The sequence below is a fragment of the Kitasatospora cystarginea genome (assembly GCF_039533515.1).
GTDB classification, from domain to species: Bacteria; Actinomycetota; Actinomycetes; order Streptomycetales; family Streptomycetaceae; genus Kitasatospora; species Kitasatospora cystarginea.
The window spans coordinates 47,726-62,271 of sequence record NZ_BAAATR010000009.1 but is presented as its reverse complement, the minus strand read 5'-3'; the positions used below and the strand labels follow the sequence as shown (position 1 = coordinate 62,271).

Here is a 14,546-nt window from a genome sequence, read left to right as displayed (position 1 = left end):
GGGCGGACGGGCACGGCGAACTCGCGTTTCCCTGGCGGCTGGTGACAGGTCGGCACACCGTCGGCCCGGCCGTTGGACCGCGACAGGGACGCGAGGGTGCCAGACTGGTCGGCATGCGGCAGCTGTACCCCCAACCCGTGGTGGTGGCACCGGAGTCGGACCGGACCCGGTGGCTGGCCGAGGTGTACCGCTATCCGGCAGAGGCGGCGGCCGGGCGGCCCTGGGTGCGGGCGTGCATGGTGTCGGCGCTGGACGGGGCGGCGGTGTGGCGGGGCCGGTCGGGCGGCCTCTCGGGGCCGGCGGACGCGGAACTGCTGGGCGTGCTGCGGGCGTTGGCCGACGCGGTGCTGGTCGGTGCGGGGACGGCGCGCAGTGAGGGGTACGGACCTGCCGAGGTGCACCCGGAGCTGGTGCGGGCCAGGTCGGCCGCCGGGCAGGAACCGGCGCCCGCGATCGCGGTGGTGAGCGCCCGGCTGGACCTCGATCCCGCCTCGGACCTCTTCGCCCGCCCCGCGGCGTCCCCCGGCGCACGGACCATGGTGATCACCGCACGCCGGGCACCGGCCGCCGCCCGGCGGGCGTTGGAGCGGGTCGCCGAGGTGGTCGTCGCGGGCGAGGAGCAGGTCGAACCATCGCTTTTGATGCGCGAGTTGACGGCGCGCGGGCTGTGCCGGGTGCACTGCGAGGGCGGTCCGCGGTTGCTCGGCCGGCTGTGGGCGGCCGGGCTGCTGGACGAGCTCTGCCTGACCGTCTCCCCGCTGCTCACGGCGGGCGAGAGCCCGCGCATCCTGGATCAGCGGGGTGCGGCGGACCGGACCAGGATGGTCCTCGCCGCCGTGTTGGAGGAGGACGGCTTCCTCTTCACGCGCTACACCCGGAGCCGGGCGGCCGGCCCCTCCTCGCGGTAGGCGCGGCTGTCGCGTTCGACCTGGTCGAGCACCTCGCGCGCGGCGCGGATCCGAGCCTCCAGGCGGTCCAGCACCCAGACCCGGGCCGCCGTCACCAGGCCGATGTTGCTGCCGCCCTCGGCGATCTCGCCCGGTGGGGTCCAAAGCCCGTTCCTGGTGCGCCGCTTCATGATGTCGTCGGCCTCGCGCAGCACCGCGTTCACGGCGCCGTGGATCTCCACCCGGTGGTCGTGGGACCACTGCGGATCCGACGACCGTCCGAGCTGCTGCTCGAACCGGCTGAGCGCGGGTGGGCTCTGGCGGCGCCAGCCGGTGCGCAGCAGCGCGTCGGCCCGGCCGAGCGCCGCGGCCACCGCGTCTTCGGAGGGCGGGAGCCGGCGGCCGTTCCGGTGGATCGTGCCGGGCTCGGCGAGCATCCAGCCCTGGGCGACGGCCTCGCAGGCCAGCAGTAGCCCGAGCCCCGCCCCGCCGGGTTCGTCGAGCCGGTCGCCGAGAGCGCGCAGCAGCTCGGTCCGTACGGTCAACGCCGCTCCTGGGGCCGGGAGTTGACCGGAGCGGAGGGTGCCGGCCAGGATGCCCGGTGCGATCGGACCGGGCGGTGGACCGTCGGGGTCGGCCGCCGTGGTCCCGTCGGGCAGCAGCTGCAGGCCCGGCGAGAGGCACCAGCCGAGCTCGGGGCGCGCGGTCATGAGCTCGATGTCCCGCTTCAGCGCGTCCTGCGGGAGCAGCCCGTCGGCGTCCAGGGTCCGCAGCAGGCATCCGGTGGTGCGGGTGAGTGCGTCCCGGTCGCAGGCCGGCGCTGCCGCGGAGATCCGTCCGTCCTCGGGCAGCCCGGCCTCCGGCAGGTCCCGGACGCCCCGGAGGACCCACTGCCACTGCCAGCCGTCGGGCAGCCGTTGGGCGGACAGCGAGCGGTACGCCTCCGGGAGGCGGTGCTCGTCGGGCACGACGGTGACCACGCTGATGGTGGGCATTGCTGCCGCCTTTCGGGAGGCTGACCGGCCGCAGCCGATGCTAGGGGCTGGTGTGCCGGTTGGTGAAGAGGTGGCCACACTGGGTGGCCGGGGCTGGCGTGCGTGCCTGCGGTGCGACAACGTGCATTCCGCCATCTGTCCTTCACCGCAAGGGACTTGTACGCTCGCAGCATGGTGAGAAGCGGGGGAGTGTCGGTGTTCCTGGTCGTCGGGGTGGTGGTGTACTTCGTCCCGACTCTGGTCGCCTTCCTGCGCGGCACCTTGAACAAGGGGTCCGTGCTGGTCGTCAACCTGTTCCTGGGCTGGACCTTCCTCGGCTGGGTGGTCGCGCTGGCGATGTCCTTCAGCGGCTCGCGCTCGCAGCGGTAGCGGCGGCCCGGGGCCGTCAGGCCAGCCGCCGGAGCCGGAGCAGGTCCGGGCGGTAGCCGTCCTCCGGGTCGAAACCAGCCTCGGCCAACTCCTTCGCCAACTCGTCGTCGGCCAGCGGCCACTGGTGGAAGGTCTCGTGGGCCCGCCGGATCTCCCGGCCACGCCGGTGCACCAGGTAGAGGTAGTCGAGCCGGATGCGGTCGTGCTCCGGACGCTCGGTCAGCCAGGCGGTGTAGACGTCCGCTCCGACCCGGGCCTCGCCGACACGATGGCGTCCCGCCCCGGTGAGCAGCGCGGTGGGCGGGCGGTCCACGAACAGCAGGCCGTCCGGTAGCAACCAGTCGGCGAGGGCGTGCCAGACCTCTCGGCGCTCGGCGGGCGGCAGGCAGGCGATCACCCGGAGGCAGACGGCCAGGTCCACCTCCGCCGACAGCCCGAGCTGCTGGGCACGGCAGGGATGGACCGTCACCCGCCCGAGCGCTTCGCTGCCGGCCGAGGCCAGCCGGGAGAGCAGGACCGCCCGCATCGCGGCGGCCGGCTCCACCGCGTGCACCGGCACGGTCGAGGCGCCGAGCAGCACCGCGGTCACCAGCCCGGTGCCGGCGCCGAGTTCCACGATCCCGATCCGGGCGGCCGCGGCGGGACCGCGCAGCGCCAGTGCCTGGCGCCGGTACTGCGCACCGTGCAGGACGTCGTAGAACTCCGCGGAGACCGCGTACGGGGCCTCCGCGCCCGGCTCGCGGGGCGCCTGCTCCATCAGTCCATCATCGGCGCAACTCCACCGTCCCTCAATCGCTGCCGGGCAGCCGGACGCGCTCCGTTGCGCGGCCGTCGCCCTGTGTCGCCGCGCCGGACGGATGTGGTGAGGCGGCCACCGGGGCAGCCGGGAGGGCATCGGCCGCTTGCCGGGCGTGACCCGGCCGATGGATCCGCTGCCGGGTGAATCGCTGATGGACACCCATGACCAGGGGCCCAACAGCGAATTTTAGTATTGTTCCCCGAAACAGATCTTGACACGGGGACCCCCACTTCAGCGGAGCGCGGCCGACCCCGACACTGCCCAGGGGGACCGACCCGTGAGCCCGATTCCAGCCGCGCAGGACAGCGCGCCCGAAGCCGTACCGACCCGGCGGACCGCTCGTACGTGGGGCCGCCGGACCGTCATCGGCGCCGGGCTGGCCGCGCTCTCACTGACCGGCCTCGGCGGGATGTTCCGGGCCGGCCCGGACGAGGACGAGGCCGCTCTGACGGACCTGTCCAGGGCCGGCGGCGCGCCCACCGGAGAGCGCTGGCACGGCTCGCACCTGCAGATCATCGCGCACCCCGACGACGACCTGTACTTCATGAACCCGCTGCTCCAGCGCTCCATCGCGGAAGGCTCCACGGTGGCCACCGTGGTGATGACCGCCGGTGAGGCCGACGGCAAGAACAGCCCCACCGACGACGACCGGGAACACGAGAGGACCCCGACCGACAAGCCCGGCTACACCGAGGCCCGGCACAACGGACTCCGCTCGGCCTACGCGCTGATGGCCACCGGCAACCAGCGGGCCGCCTGGCGCCGCGAGGTGGTGACCCTCGGCGACGGTGCCCAGGTGGAGCGCTGCACCCTCGCCGAGCGCCCGGCGGTGCAGCTGTACTTCTTCAACCTCGCCCAGAACCTGCACGGTTCGGCCAAGGCGCCGGACGGCACCGGTGTGCGGATGCGCACCCTCTGGTCCCAGGACGTCCCGCTGGAGAGCACCCTGCCCGGCACCGGCTCGCCGGTCACCCAGCCGCAGGACTTCAGTCGCGACCGGGTCGTCGCCTGCCTGGTCGACCTGCTGAAGCAGCGCCGGCCCACCGTGCTGCGCACCCTGGACCCGGACCCCGAGCACGACCCGTACGAGCCGGGCATCTCGCTCGCCGACCACATCGACCACACCGCGACCGCCCAGTTCGTGCTGGCCGCGCTGCGCCAGTACACCGAGCAGACCGGCGAGCGCCCGGTGGTCGAGCACTTCCGCGGTTACACCAGCAAGTTCTGGCCGTCGAACCTGAGCTACGCGGCCAAGGCCGAGAAGCGCAAGTACCTGATGCCGTACGCGGGTTACGGCGCCCCGTGCCCGGCGAACGACTGCGGCGACTACCAGGTGCGCCCCGACCCCGGGGACTCCACCCACATCATCAGCACCGCCTACCGCTACACCCCCGACACCGACTGGCTGGTCAAGGACGGCACCGGCCGGCTGAACGCCTTCGCGGTGCTCGGCGGCCGGGTGGCGCACTGGGCCGAGCAGGCACCCGGGAGCGGGAGCTGGGGCGCGGTCCGCTACCTGGCCGGCGACTGGCTGATGCCCAGGCTCCAGGTGCGGCTGGACAAGGCGGGCCGGGTCCAGCTGGTCGCGCTGCGGCGCTGGGCCGGGGAGAAGGACGCGGTCGGGGTGGAGGTGGTGCGGGCGGTGCAGAGCACCCCCGGCGGCGACTTCGGCCCCTGGGAGTCGCTGGAGGGCCCGGACTACGGCAACTCCGACCAGCGGGTGCGCCGTGAGATCGGCGGTCCTGCCGCCGCCTTCGACGCGGACGGGCGCCTCCATGTCTTCGTCCGCAACTTCGCCCACGGGCTGAGCCACCGCCACGAGCTGCCGCAGGGCGGCTGGAGTCCCTGGCAGAAGCTCGGCGGAGCGCGGCTGCAGGACGCGGTGACCGCGTTCACCGGCCACGACGGTACGGTCCAGGTCTTCGCGACGGACACCTACGGCGTGCTGCGCTGGCGTCAGGCGCAGCCGGGTGGCGAGTTCCGGGAGGAGCGCATCGGCGTCCCGGTGCCGGTCGCCGGCTCGGTCACCCCGGTGGAGTCCGCTCCCGGTCGGCTCACCCTCTACTACCGGGAGGCCGGCAGCTGCGACGTGGTGGCCTACCGACAGGAGTCCGACGGCGAGCACTGGCCGCCGCTGCCGGCCGTCCTCGCCGGGCACGACGGCATCGGCGAGGTCGCGGTGGCCCGGCACGGCTCGGGCGGCCGCGGCGGCACCGCGGTCGCGGACCGGGCCGGGTCCGGGCTGCTGAGCCTGCTGGTCGCGGGTCCGGGCACGGGGGGGATCGCCTGGGCGGAGAGCGGCGGGCAGCTGGTGTACGCCCCGGCCCTCGCAGAGGACTCGACCGGCCGGATGGTGGCAGCGGTGATCGGCACCGACGCCCGCCTCCACCTCACCCGCCGGTCGGCCCCGGACGGCGGCAGCGCCTTCGGGCCCTGGACCACGGTCTGAACGCGCGCTCCCCGGGCGCTTCCCGGTTGGGTGCCCGGTCCGGCGCCGCTCGGTTCACCGCTTCTCGAAGGGGCTGGGCTGCGGGAAGTACGCGTTCAGGAACGGCTGCAGCAGCTCCAGCTGGTTCGCCAGGTCCTTGCGGTCCGAGACGGTGTCGTTGATGCAGAAGACGTCCAGGTCCCGGGCGGCGAGGATGCGGGCGAGCCGCCGCGATGTGCTCTGGTGCATCAAGTCCAGGTAGGCGTACTTGAGTTCGGACGGCACGGCGCGGGCGCTGTGGTAGCCGTAGTAGTGGTGCAGCGATGAGGCCACCGACAGGTCCGAGGGGCTGCGGAACTTGGCCTCCGAGGTGGCCTGGTGCAGCTCCTTGAAGTGCTCCTCGATCTCGGACAGCACCTCGCGTCGCAGCGCGTGCGGAACGTGCTGCATCTTCTGCACCAGCGTGCTGCCGAAGTCCTCCTCGATCAGCCGCCGGTTGTTCTTGGCCGCCGCCGAGACCGGCGAGTCCAGCAGCGAGGGGGTGGTGCCCAGCGGTACGGCCGCAACCGACGGGAAGAACTTGCTCAGCCCGTTGGAGTGGAAGAACAGCTGCGGCGAGATCGGGCGGCCCAGGAAGACGTCGTCGTTGAAGTAGAGGAACTGCTCGGACAGCCCCTCGATGTGGTGCAGCTGGCTTTCGATGGCGTGCGAGTTGAAGGTCGGCAGGACGTCCTTGTCGCGGAAGATCTCCCGGTGGCTGAGCACCTTGATCCGGGGGTTGGAGGTGTCCAGCCAGGGGGGAGTCTGGTCGTCGGTGACCAGGTAGACGGTGCGCACCCAGGGCGCGTTCAGGTGCAACGACCGCAGCGAGTATCGGAGTTCGTCCCGGCTCATGTAGCGCGCGTCGTTGGCGGCCTCGGGGTTGAGGTCCCGGGCGGAGCCGTCGGCCTCGGCGCGGCGGCGCTGCCAGGCCGGGTCGTTGCCGTCCACCCAGGTGTAGACGACGTCGATGGGGAAGCGGATGTCCTCGGGCAGCGCGCGGGCGAACTCGGGCCGGGTCGGGACCGGGTTCTCGGGGCGGTCCCAGGCCTCCAGCCGGGTGAACATGCCGACGGGCGCGGGGACGGTCTCGTGCCAGGCCGGGACCCGCTCGGTGATCCGGTTGCGGCGCGGGGCGACCAGCTCGCCGTCCTCGGGCGCCCAGAACTCGATGTCGCAGCCGTACTCGTGGCCCATCACATAGGTGGTGCCGGGGTCGGCGTGGAACCAGGTCATCCGGATGACCTCGGCCTGCGCGACGGTGGACCAGGTGTGCTTCTCGAAGCCGGGCTCGGAACGGGTCGGTACGGTGGGCCGGTCGGTCGGCATGACCGAGACGTAGCCGGGGACGGTGGCGCAGAGTGCCGCCAGCGCCCGGTGCGCGGCCGGACGGTCGGCGCGCGAGACGGCGACGGTGGCGGAGGTCTCCTGGAAGCCGCGGACGGCGAAGCAGTCGATCCCGGCCTCGGCCAGGGCGGTGCGGACCAGGGTGAGGTTGTCGTTGCGGGCCTGCAGCGGGGCGGCGTCCGGGCGGAGGCTGACGATCTTCCGCGCCCGGCCGACCTGGATCAGGGTGACCCGGCCCGACTCGAACAGTGCGGGGTGGCGCTTGGCCAGCAGACCGCCGTGCACCGTGGCGACCTTCTGCTGGACCGAGAGGCTGCGGGAGAGCCGGTGGATCACCTGGGTGCGGAGCTCGTACGGGACCATGCCGGCGATGGCCGCGCGGCTGCGCTCGGGGAGCAGTCGCCGGTACACCCGGACGACCTTCGAACGCTCCGACTGGAGCACGCCGACGGTGCTGGGGGCGGTCGGTGCGACGGCCGACTGTTTCTTGGCGGGGAGTGCCGTCTGCCCGCCAGGTTCGCCGTCTATTCGCGAGCCAGCCAACGTATCCCCCTGGTGCATGGATTCCGGAGCTCACCGTCCGTCAGTCGGATCGGACACTTAATTTCATCACATCTTCATCCCCCTCAGTCTTGAGTCAAGGGGCGTCTGTCGCTCCTTCGGGAGATGTCGAGGCTTATGTCCGGTTTGCTGACTTTCGATGTGGTGTCCCGGTGGCGTGGGCGAGGCTGCGCGCGGCCGGTCGTTCCGGCGCCGCGGGCCCATGCCGACCATCCGTCAGCAGGCTTTCCAGGGTACCTCCGCATCGGTCCGTCCCCGACCCGCTGTGGCGGGAAGGCCCAGGCCGGAGGCGGTGCGGGGGCAGGGTCGAGGTGCCTGCGGTGATCGTGAAATCCACCACATTCCATCCGTCGTCCGCCGGTGGCGGGCGGTTGGCGGAACTCCGCCAGGGGCCCACCGTGGCGTTGGTGGAACCGGGTCCTCCGTGTGCGTCGGGAGGGGATGGGGGTCCTCGATGCGGGAGGTCGGGCAGGGAAGGGGTTTGCGGGGTGCCAAAAAGTGATATCACTTTGCTAGGTTCGTGCCATACCGCAGGAGAGGAACCCGGTCCCATGACCACGCCGCACAACAACATCGACTCGGCGGACGACTTCGCCCTCGACGTCCCCACCCCGAAGGTCACCGAGCGCACCATCTCCGGTCTGCCGGGGCTGCCGATGCTCGGGCTCGTCCTGCTCTGCGTGCTCGGCGGCATCGGCCTGGCCATCGCCGGCGGCAACCTGCAGCAGGACGGTACGACCGGGGCCGGTATCGCGCTACTGGTGCTCGGGCCGGTGCTCGTCCTGTCCGGGCTCCTGCTGTCCCGGGGCCTGCACGTCGTCTCGCCCGGGCAGGCCCGGGTAGTCCAGCTGTTCGGCCGCTACCGGGGCACCATCCGCGCCGACGGACCGACCTGGATCAACCCGTTCACCAGCTGCCGCCGGATCTCCACCCGGATCCGCAACCACGAGACCGAGACCGCCAAGGTCAACGACGCCGACGGCAACCCGATCGAGATGGCCGCGGTCGTGGTCTGGCAGGTCGAGGACACCGCGAAGGCCATCTTCGAGGTGGACGACTACACCGAGTTCGTCGCCATCCAGACCGAGACCGCGGTGCGCCACATCGCCAACAGCTACCCCTACGACTCGCACAGCGAGGGGGAGATGTCGCTGCGCGACAACGCCGACGAGATCACCCGGAAGCTGTCCGCGGAGATCGCCGCCCGGGTCGCCTCGGCCGGTGTGCGGGTGATCGAGTCCCGGATCACCCGCCTCGCCTACGCTCCCGAGGTCGCGCAGGTGATGCTCCAGCGCCAGCAGGCCGGCGCGGTGGTCGCGGCCCGTCGCCTGATCGTGGAGGGTGCGGTCGGTATGGTCGAGGCGGCCCTGGACCGGCTCGCCGAGCGCGACGTGGTCGAGCTGGACGAGGAGCGCAAGGCCGCGATGGTGAGCAACCTGCTGGTGGTGCTCTGCGGCGACCGGGGCACCCAGCCGGTCGTCAACACCGGCTCGCTCTACCAGTAGAACCAGTGAGGAGCAGCACGCGGTGGCGACGGAGCGGAAGAAGATCCTGCTACGCCTGGACCCCGCGGTCCACGACGCGCTGGCCAGGTGGGCCTCGGACGAGCTGCGGAGTACCAACGCGCAGATCGAGTTCCTGCTCCGTCGGGCGCTCACCGAAGCTGCCCGGATGCCGGGCGATGCGGCCCGCCTGCCCCGCCGTGGCCGCCCGCCGAAGGCTCGCCTGGAGCCGGAGGGCCAGGAACCGGGCGACTCCTGAAGCCGAAGAGCTGCGGCCGGGACGGCCCGGCCGGGTGCCCGGCCGCGAGGTCCGGTGACCCAGGAGCCCCGACCCGGCCTTCCCCGGCTGCCGCTCTGCTCGCTCCCAGTACCGAGACCGACCCGTCGGCACCCAGCCGAGTCAAGCCGAAGCCACCCGGAGTCCGTCATGGAACTGCCCGAAACCCTCGCCGGAAAGCTCTACCTGCTCGCCTACGACCCGGAGCGCGAGCGCCTCACCTGCCGACGCAACCTGGACTTCCTGATGCGTGCGGCGATGCTCACCGACCTGCTGCGCCGGGGCCTGCTGCGCGAGGACGGGCGCACGGCCGCCGCCGTGGGGATCGTGCCCGCCGGGCTCGACCCGCTGCTCGCCGACCTCTGGCGGCAGATCCACGATGGCCGGACGCGCAGCTGGCAGCTCTGGATAGGCTGGCGCCGCCACCGGACCGCGCGCACCGTACGGGACGGCCTGGCCGCGGCGGGCTGGATCACGGTCGAGGAACACCGCGTCCTCGGCCTGTTCCCCGCCGCCCGGATCACCCTGCGCGAGCCGAGGGTGCGCAAGGCGCTGGAGGCAGCGGTCTCCTCGGCGCTGCGCGGCCCGCTCTCCCGGGTGGACCCGGACGACGCGGCGCTGGTGGCCCTCGCCGACGCGGCCCAGCTGCGCACCGTGCTGACCTGGCGGCAGAGGCGCGAGTTCCGGTCGCGGATCGAGAAGCTGGCCCCGGCGGCCGGTCCGGTGCCGCGTGCGCTGCGGCGGGCGATCCAGAGCCGCGACGCGATGACCGCGTCGTAGGGCGCGTCGACCGGCCCGACCTGACGGAGGGTCGCGCGTGCTGCGGCGGGAGTCCGGAGGCGGGAGTCCGGAGACGGAGAAGGCGTACCGCCGGTGGCTCAGACGACCTCCAGGCGCTCGCCGCACCGGCTGCAGAAGGCCGGCGCCGCGCCCTCGGCCAGCCGCCCGCAGGCGGGGCAGACCCGGTCCAGCCAGCAGGCCGGATCGCCGCCCCCGGTGGGCCGGTCGGCCGGGGCGGGGTCGGCCGGTGGTGCGGACCGGATGGTCATCCCGGGGCGCCGCCGGTGCACGGTCAGCCAGGCCAGTCCCCGAGAGGAGGCGTGCAGCGCCCGCCGGGAGCCGTGCGGCAGCCAGGCCAGCGCACCGGGGGTCAGCGGCTGGGGCCGCCCCTCGGAGTACAGGGTGCCGCTGCCCTCGACCACCAGCAGCAGGACGTCCAGGTCCGGCTCGGCGTGCTCCTCGACCGCGCCGTCCGCCGGGAGGCGGACCAGGTTGGCGTCGAGCTGCCGTCCCGGCTCGGCGAGCCGCCAGAGCGCTCCACGCTGGTCCGGGGAGGCCGCGGCGACGCACTCGGTGAGGTCGGCCAGCAGGCGGGGGACGTCGGAGCCGGTGGGCGGCATGGGCAACTCCTGCTCTCGGGGACTGTCTCGGTGGGCCGGTCCGGGGACCGGTCCGCGCCGGTGCCGCCCGGCGCGTGCCGGACGGCCCCTGGACGACTACGACTGCTACGACTGCTTTCCGCCGCGGCCCGTTCCGCTGCGGCTCCTTCCGCCGTGGCCGCCCAGCCGGTCGGCGAGGACCGCGGCCTGGCTGTGGTCGACGTCGCGGCTGGCGGTGAGCAGGGTCAGCGGCCCGCTGTCGGCGATCTCGGTCAGGCTGCGCAGGGCCTCCTGATGATCCGGATCACGCAGTTCGGCGAGGTAGCGGCGGCGGAACTCGCCATAGCGCTCGGGATCATGACCGTACCAGCGCCTGAGCTCGGTGGACGGTGCCACCTCCTTCATCCAGACGTCGAACGCCCCGGCGTCCTTCCGCAGCCCGCGCGGCCACACCCGGTCCACCAGCACGCGCACACCGTCATCGGCGCCGGCATCTGAGTAGATCCTGCGGTACTCGACGTGTCTGGCCATGACCGGCCTCCGTGCAGCTCCTCGGGTACGCCCCCTACGGCCACTATGCCCCGCACCGGACCACCGCGCCCCGCCCGGGCGTTCTCGGCCCTCACCTCCGGCTTCCCGTCCGGTCCTCCTCCAAGGTGGCGCCATGTCGTCGCCGTTCGGCCCGAGTTGGCCGGACCGGGAGCTGTCGGCGGCCGCTGCTACGGTGTGCGGCATGAGTGCACGGGTACCGCTCACGGGCGGGGAGAAGGAGAGCCTTCGCGCCAGCCTCGACCGGCACCGGGACGTGGTGCTGTGGAAGCTGGCCGGCCTCGACGAGGAGCGGGCCCGGCGGCCCATGACACCGACGGGGACGAGCCTGCTGGGCCTGGTCAAGCATCTGGCGGCGGTCGAGTACGGCTGGTTCTGCACGACCTTCGGCGTCGAGGCGGAGCCGCTGTGGTTCGCCCCCGAGGACGACATGCGGGCGGGCCCGGACGAGAGCACCGCCGACATCGTGGCCTTCTACGGCCGCGCCCGGGCGGCCGCCGACCGGGTCATCGACCGCCTGGACCTCGACACCCTCGGCTCCTCCTGGTCCGGTGAGCGGGTGTCGCTGCGCTGGGTGCTGATCCACATGATCGAGGACACCGTCCGCCATGCGGGCCACATGGACATCGTCCGCGAGCTCATCGACGGTTCCACCGGTGACCACCCCCGGGCCGCCGACCCGGCGTCCCAGGGCTGAGATCACCGCGCTCCGGGGCACGTCAACCCACCGGGCGGCCACGGAAGTTCGCCGTTCCGTGGAACACCATGGTGTCCGGCTGGGACCGCGACTTCGAGTTGACGGCCAACCAGGTCAGGCTGCCCGGGCCGGATCCCGGTGGTCGGCGGGGGAGACCGGGGCGTCCCAGTCGATGCGGTGGTCGAACATCCAGGCCGCCTTCTCAGGCCTGACCAGCCTGGTGACCACGCGCATCAGCACGTTGTTGACCACGCGGCCGACGGGCCCGGCGGCCTTGTTGCCGTTCTTGCGGGTCGTCTCGTCGATGATCCGCTCGACGCGGGGTCGTCGCAACTGCTCGTAGGCGGCGAAGGCTTGGTCGTGCGGCAGGTCGCGCAGGCAGCGGGCGAGCTGGACGGCGCTCTCGACGGAGAGTGAGGCGCCCTGGCCGGAGCTGGAGGAGGGGGCGTGGGCCGAGTCACCGACCAGGACCATGCGGCCCCGGCTCCACGCGGGGACCTTGGGCATGTTCTCCATCGGCCCGGCGATCACCAGGTCGGCCGGGTCGGTCGCCGCGATCAGCCGCCCGGCCGGCGTGCGGTCCTGGGTGAACTTCCGTTGCAGTAGCGCCAACCACTGCTCGGCCGAGGTCCGTTGGGCTTCAGCCGTGGTCATCGGCTCGCGGTGGGGCAGGTTGACGAACCAGACGGCCGAGGAGTCGTCGAAGACCTGGTAGCCGATGAAGGCCTGCTTGCCGAAGCTCATGTTCATCTTGCCCCGGGTGGCGGGCACGCCGGGATGGCACACCCGTGCGCCGAAGCTGATCAGGCCGGCGTACCGGGGGCCGGGTGCGGCAGGGTCGATCAGGGTGCGGACGGTGGAGCGGATGCCGTCGGCGCCGATCAGTATGTCGGCACCGGCCGTGGTCCCGTCGGCGAACTGCGCGGTCACCGCTTCCGGGGCCTCCCGCACGCCGACCAGCCGCTTGCCGTGCTCGATGCGGACGCCGCGGCGGGTCGCCTCGTCGTACAGGGCCCGGTAGAGGTCGGTGCGCCAGACGAACTGCGTCGGCGGCACCCCGGGCGGGTTGCCGAACTCGCCGAGCCTCTTGCCGGCCCAGTCCTGCAGCACGATCCCGGTCGTCGGGATGCCGATGGGCCGCACCAGGTGGCCGACGCCGACGACGTCCAGGGCGTCCAGGCCGTTGGGCGCGATGCCCAGACCGCCGCCGACGCCGTCGGCCGTGCGGTGGTGGGCCTCGTGGACGGTGGCCTCGATCCCAGCCTGCCGCAGGGCCATCGCGCAGACCGGGCCGGCGATGCCGCCGCCGATGACCAGGGCGGTACGGGTCTTGCTGGCCATGATTCCTCCTGCCTTCGCCCGAGGGCGTTCCGTTGGTTCGATAGTTGCACTGAAACTAGTAACGGGTCAACTAGATACCAAAGAACTAGTTTCGGTGTGGATAGGATCGATGCATGAGCAGTCACCGGAGTTCCCCACTCGCCCTGACCGTCCTGTCGCTGCTGCACTACAAGCCGCTGCACCCCTACGGGATGCAGCGGCTGATCAAGGAGTGGGGCAAGGACGTGGTGGTCAACGTCGGCCAGCGAGCCAGCCTCTACCGGACCATCGACCGCCTGCAGGAGGTCGGTCTGGTCGCCGTCCGGGAGACCGGGCGGGAGCAGGCGTACCCGGAGCGCACCGTCTACGAGATCACCGACGCCGGTCGCGAGACCGCCCGCGAGTGGCTGATCGACATGCTGGCGGTACCCAGGCCGGAGTACCCGCAGTTCCCCGCGGCTCTCTCCAACCTGCTGATGCTCGACCCGGACGAGATCCCGGCCGTCCTGGAGCGGCGACTGCGCGCCACCACCGAGAAGCTGGCCGGACTGGAGGTCTCGCTCGCTGACGAGCCCGCGGACGGGCTGGGGCGGGTCAGCCTGTTGGAGATCGAGTACCTGCGCGCCGTGACCGAGGCGGAGGTCCGCTGGCTGCGCGCGGTGATCGAGGACTTCCACTCCGGCCGGCTGTCCTGGACGGCCGCCGACCTGCCGGCCGAGGATGCCCCGGAGCCGTCGGCCGGTAGCTGACCGCCTTGCTTCGCGGCGCCTCGGGAGGTCTGGTCCAGTGGAGATTAACGAGGGAGAACTTCTGTGCCAATGGCTGGCTTTGACGGATGCTCCGGCTTCCCGCCCGCCGGTGTGCACACGTAGCGTTGGACCCGGTGACGATCATTCAGCACGAGTCCCGCGGGGGCAGTGGTGGGTTCCGGACGTTCCGGAGAGCGTGGAACGGCCGGCGCCGGCCGGGAGGGGCTGCGGACCGAACGGGTGCCGAGCGGCCGCTTCCGGTGGCAGCTGAAGGCTCCGAACGGGCGGGTGGTCGCGGTCTCCTCACCTGTGTACGACTCCGCCCCCGCAGCCGAGCGCGCCTTCGCCGAACTGGCCGCCGCCGGGCCGGAGCTGGTGGCCAGGATCACCCACGTCCGGGAGGGCCTGGGCTGGATCTGGGCGGTCCCAGGCGCCCGGGACGATCCGGTGGCACGCTCCAGCCGGGCGTACGAGCGGTACGCGACCTGCCAGAACGCCTTCCGCCGGTTCGTCGCGCTGCTGACCAAGCCGGACCTCCCCGGGAACAGGGGCCTTCCCGCCGGGCCCGGTCTTCCCGCCGGGCCCGGTCTTCCCGCAGAGTCCAATCATTCCGCCGGGCCCGGACTGCCGCCATGACCGGCGGGCGCC

15 protein-coding genes are annotated in these 14,546 nt (G+C 72.6%); 9 read left to right on the top strand and 6 right to left on the bottom strand.

What is annotated here, in order from left to right:
- The first annotated feature begins 113 nt into the window (after positions 1 to 113).
- A complete protein-coding gene (locus ABD369_RS12655) occupies positions 114 to 908 on the top strand; it encodes a pyrimidine reductase family protein (RefSeq protein ID WP_344636430.1) in 795 nt (264 codons plus the stop codon).
- Here the strand turns inward: ABD369_RS12655 and ABD369_RS12650 are convergent.
- On the bottom strand, positions 869 to 1,882 hold the full coding sequence (locus ABD369_RS12650; RefSeq protein WP_344636429.1) for a hypothetical protein: 1,014 nt from the start codon (positions 1,880 to 1,882) through the stop codon (positions 869 to 871). The two genes, ABD369_RS12655 and ABD369_RS12650, sit on opposite strands and share 40 nt — an antisense overlap.
- A 171-nt stretch (positions 1,883 to 2,053) precedes the next feature.
- On the opposite strand from ABD369_RS12650, the gene ABD369_RS12645 reads away from it, so the two are divergent.
- The gene (locus ABD369_RS12645; RefSeq protein WP_344636428.1) at positions 2,054 to 2,251 is read left to right on the top strand and encodes a superinfection immunity protein; all 198 of its coding nucleotides are present in this window, start codon (positions 2,054 to 2,056) and stop codon (positions 2,249 to 2,251) included.
- Positions 2,252 to 2,267: 16 nt separating this feature from the next.
- Here the strand turns inward: ABD369_RS12645 and ABD369_RS12640 are convergent, their stop codons facing one another.
- Positions 2,268 to 3,008, bottom strand: coding sequence for a class I SAM-dependent methyltransferase (locus ABD369_RS12640; protein ID WP_344636427.1), 741 nt, complete (start codon positions 3,006 to 3,008; stop codon positions 2,268 to 2,270).
- A gap of 319 nt (positions 3,009 to 3,327) precedes the next feature.
- Between ABD369_RS12640 and ABD369_RS12635 the strand changes: the two genes are divergently transcribed.
- Entirely contained in the window at positions 3,328 to 5,499 is a 2,172-nt protein-coding gene (locus ABD369_RS12635) for a PIG-L family deacetylase (protein ID WP_344636426.1), read from the top strand.
- A gap of 54 nt (positions 5,500 to 5,553) precedes the next feature.
- Here ABD369_RS12635 and ABD369_RS12630 read toward each other — a convergent pair whose 3' ends face one another.
- On the bottom strand, positions 5,554 to 7,407 hold the full coding sequence (locus tag ABD369_RS12630; protein ID WP_344636425.1) for a stealth family protein: 1,854 nt from the start codon (positions 7,405 to 7,407) through the stop codon (positions 5,554 to 5,556).
- A gap of 569 nt (positions 7,408 to 7,976) precedes the next feature.
- Between ABD369_RS12630 and ABD369_RS12625 the strand changes: the two genes are divergently transcribed.
- From ABD369_RS12625 to ABD369_RS12615, 3 genes are all read left to right on the top strand, one after another.
- Entirely contained in the window at positions 7,977 to 8,930 is a 954-nt protein-coding gene (locus tag ABD369_RS12625) for an SPFH domain-containing protein (RefSeq protein WP_344636424.1), read from the top strand.
- Positions 8,931 to 8,952: 22 nt separating this feature from the next.
- Positions 8,953 to 9,186 carry a type II toxin-antitoxin system antitoxin gene (locus ABD369_RS12620; protein ID WP_344636423.1) on the top strand — a complete coding sequence of 78 codons (234 nt, stop codon included), beginning with the start codon at positions 8,953 to 8,955 and terminating at the stop codon, positions 9,184 to 9,186.
- A 168-nt stretch (positions 9,187 to 9,354) separates the two neighbouring features.
- Positions 9,355 to 9,984, top strand: coding sequence for a GOLPH3/VPS74 family protein (locus tag ABD369_RS12615; RefSeq protein ID WP_344636422.1), 630 nt, complete (start codon positions 9,355 to 9,357; stop codon positions 9,982 to 9,984).
- A 98-nt stretch (positions 9,985 to 10,082) separates the two neighbouring features.
- Here the strand turns inward: ABD369_RS12615 and ABD369_RS12610 are convergent, their stop codons facing one another.
- On the bottom strand, positions 10,083 to 10,604 hold the full coding sequence (locus ABD369_RS12610; RefSeq protein ID WP_344636421.1) for a cupin domain-containing protein: 522 nt from the start codon (positions 10,602 to 10,604) through the stop codon (positions 10,083 to 10,085).
- A gap of 105 nt (positions 10,605 to 10,709) precedes the next feature.
- Positions 10,710 to 11,114 (bottom strand): DUF488 domain-containing protein, encoded by a 405-nt coding sequence (locus tag ABD369_RS12605; protein WP_344636420.1) that lies wholly within the window; start codon positions 11,112 to 11,114, stop codon positions 10,710 to 10,712.
- A gap of 202 nt (positions 11,115 to 11,316) precedes the next feature.
- Here ABD369_RS12605 and ABD369_RS12600 point away from each other — a divergent pair, with 202 nt between their 5' ends.
- Positions 11,317 to 11,829, top strand: coding sequence for a DinB family protein (locus ABD369_RS12600; protein WP_344636419.1), 513 nt, complete (start codon positions 11,317 to 11,319; stop codon positions 11,827 to 11,829).
- 114 nt (positions 11,830 to 11,943) lie between these two features.
- Here ABD369_RS12600 and ABD369_RS12595 read toward each other — a convergent pair whose 3' ends face one another.
- Positions 11,944 to 13,170 carry an FAD-dependent oxidoreductase gene (locus ABD369_RS12595; RefSeq protein WP_344636418.1) on the bottom strand — a complete coding sequence of 409 codons (1,227 nt, stop codon included), beginning with the start codon at positions 13,168 to 13,170 and terminating at the stop codon, positions 11,944 to 11,946.
- Positions 13,171 to 13,283: 113 nt separating this feature from the next.
- Between ABD369_RS12595 and ABD369_RS12590 the strand changes: the two genes are divergently transcribed.
- Together ABD369_RS12590 and ABD369_RS12585 are read left to right on the top strand one after the other, a co-directional pair.
- Positions 13,284 to 13,898 (top strand): helix-turn-helix transcriptional regulator, encoded by a 615-nt coding sequence (locus ABD369_RS12590; protein WP_344636417.1) that lies wholly within the window; start codon positions 13,284 to 13,286, stop codon positions 13,896 to 13,898.
- Positions 13,899 to 14,138: 240 nt separating this feature from the next.
- Entirely contained in the window at positions 14,139 to 14,534 is a 396-nt protein-coding gene (locus ABD369_RS12585; RefSeq protein ID WP_344636416.1) for a DUF1508 domain-containing protein, read from the top strand.
- Positions 14,535 to 14,546: the final 12 nt, after the last annotated feature.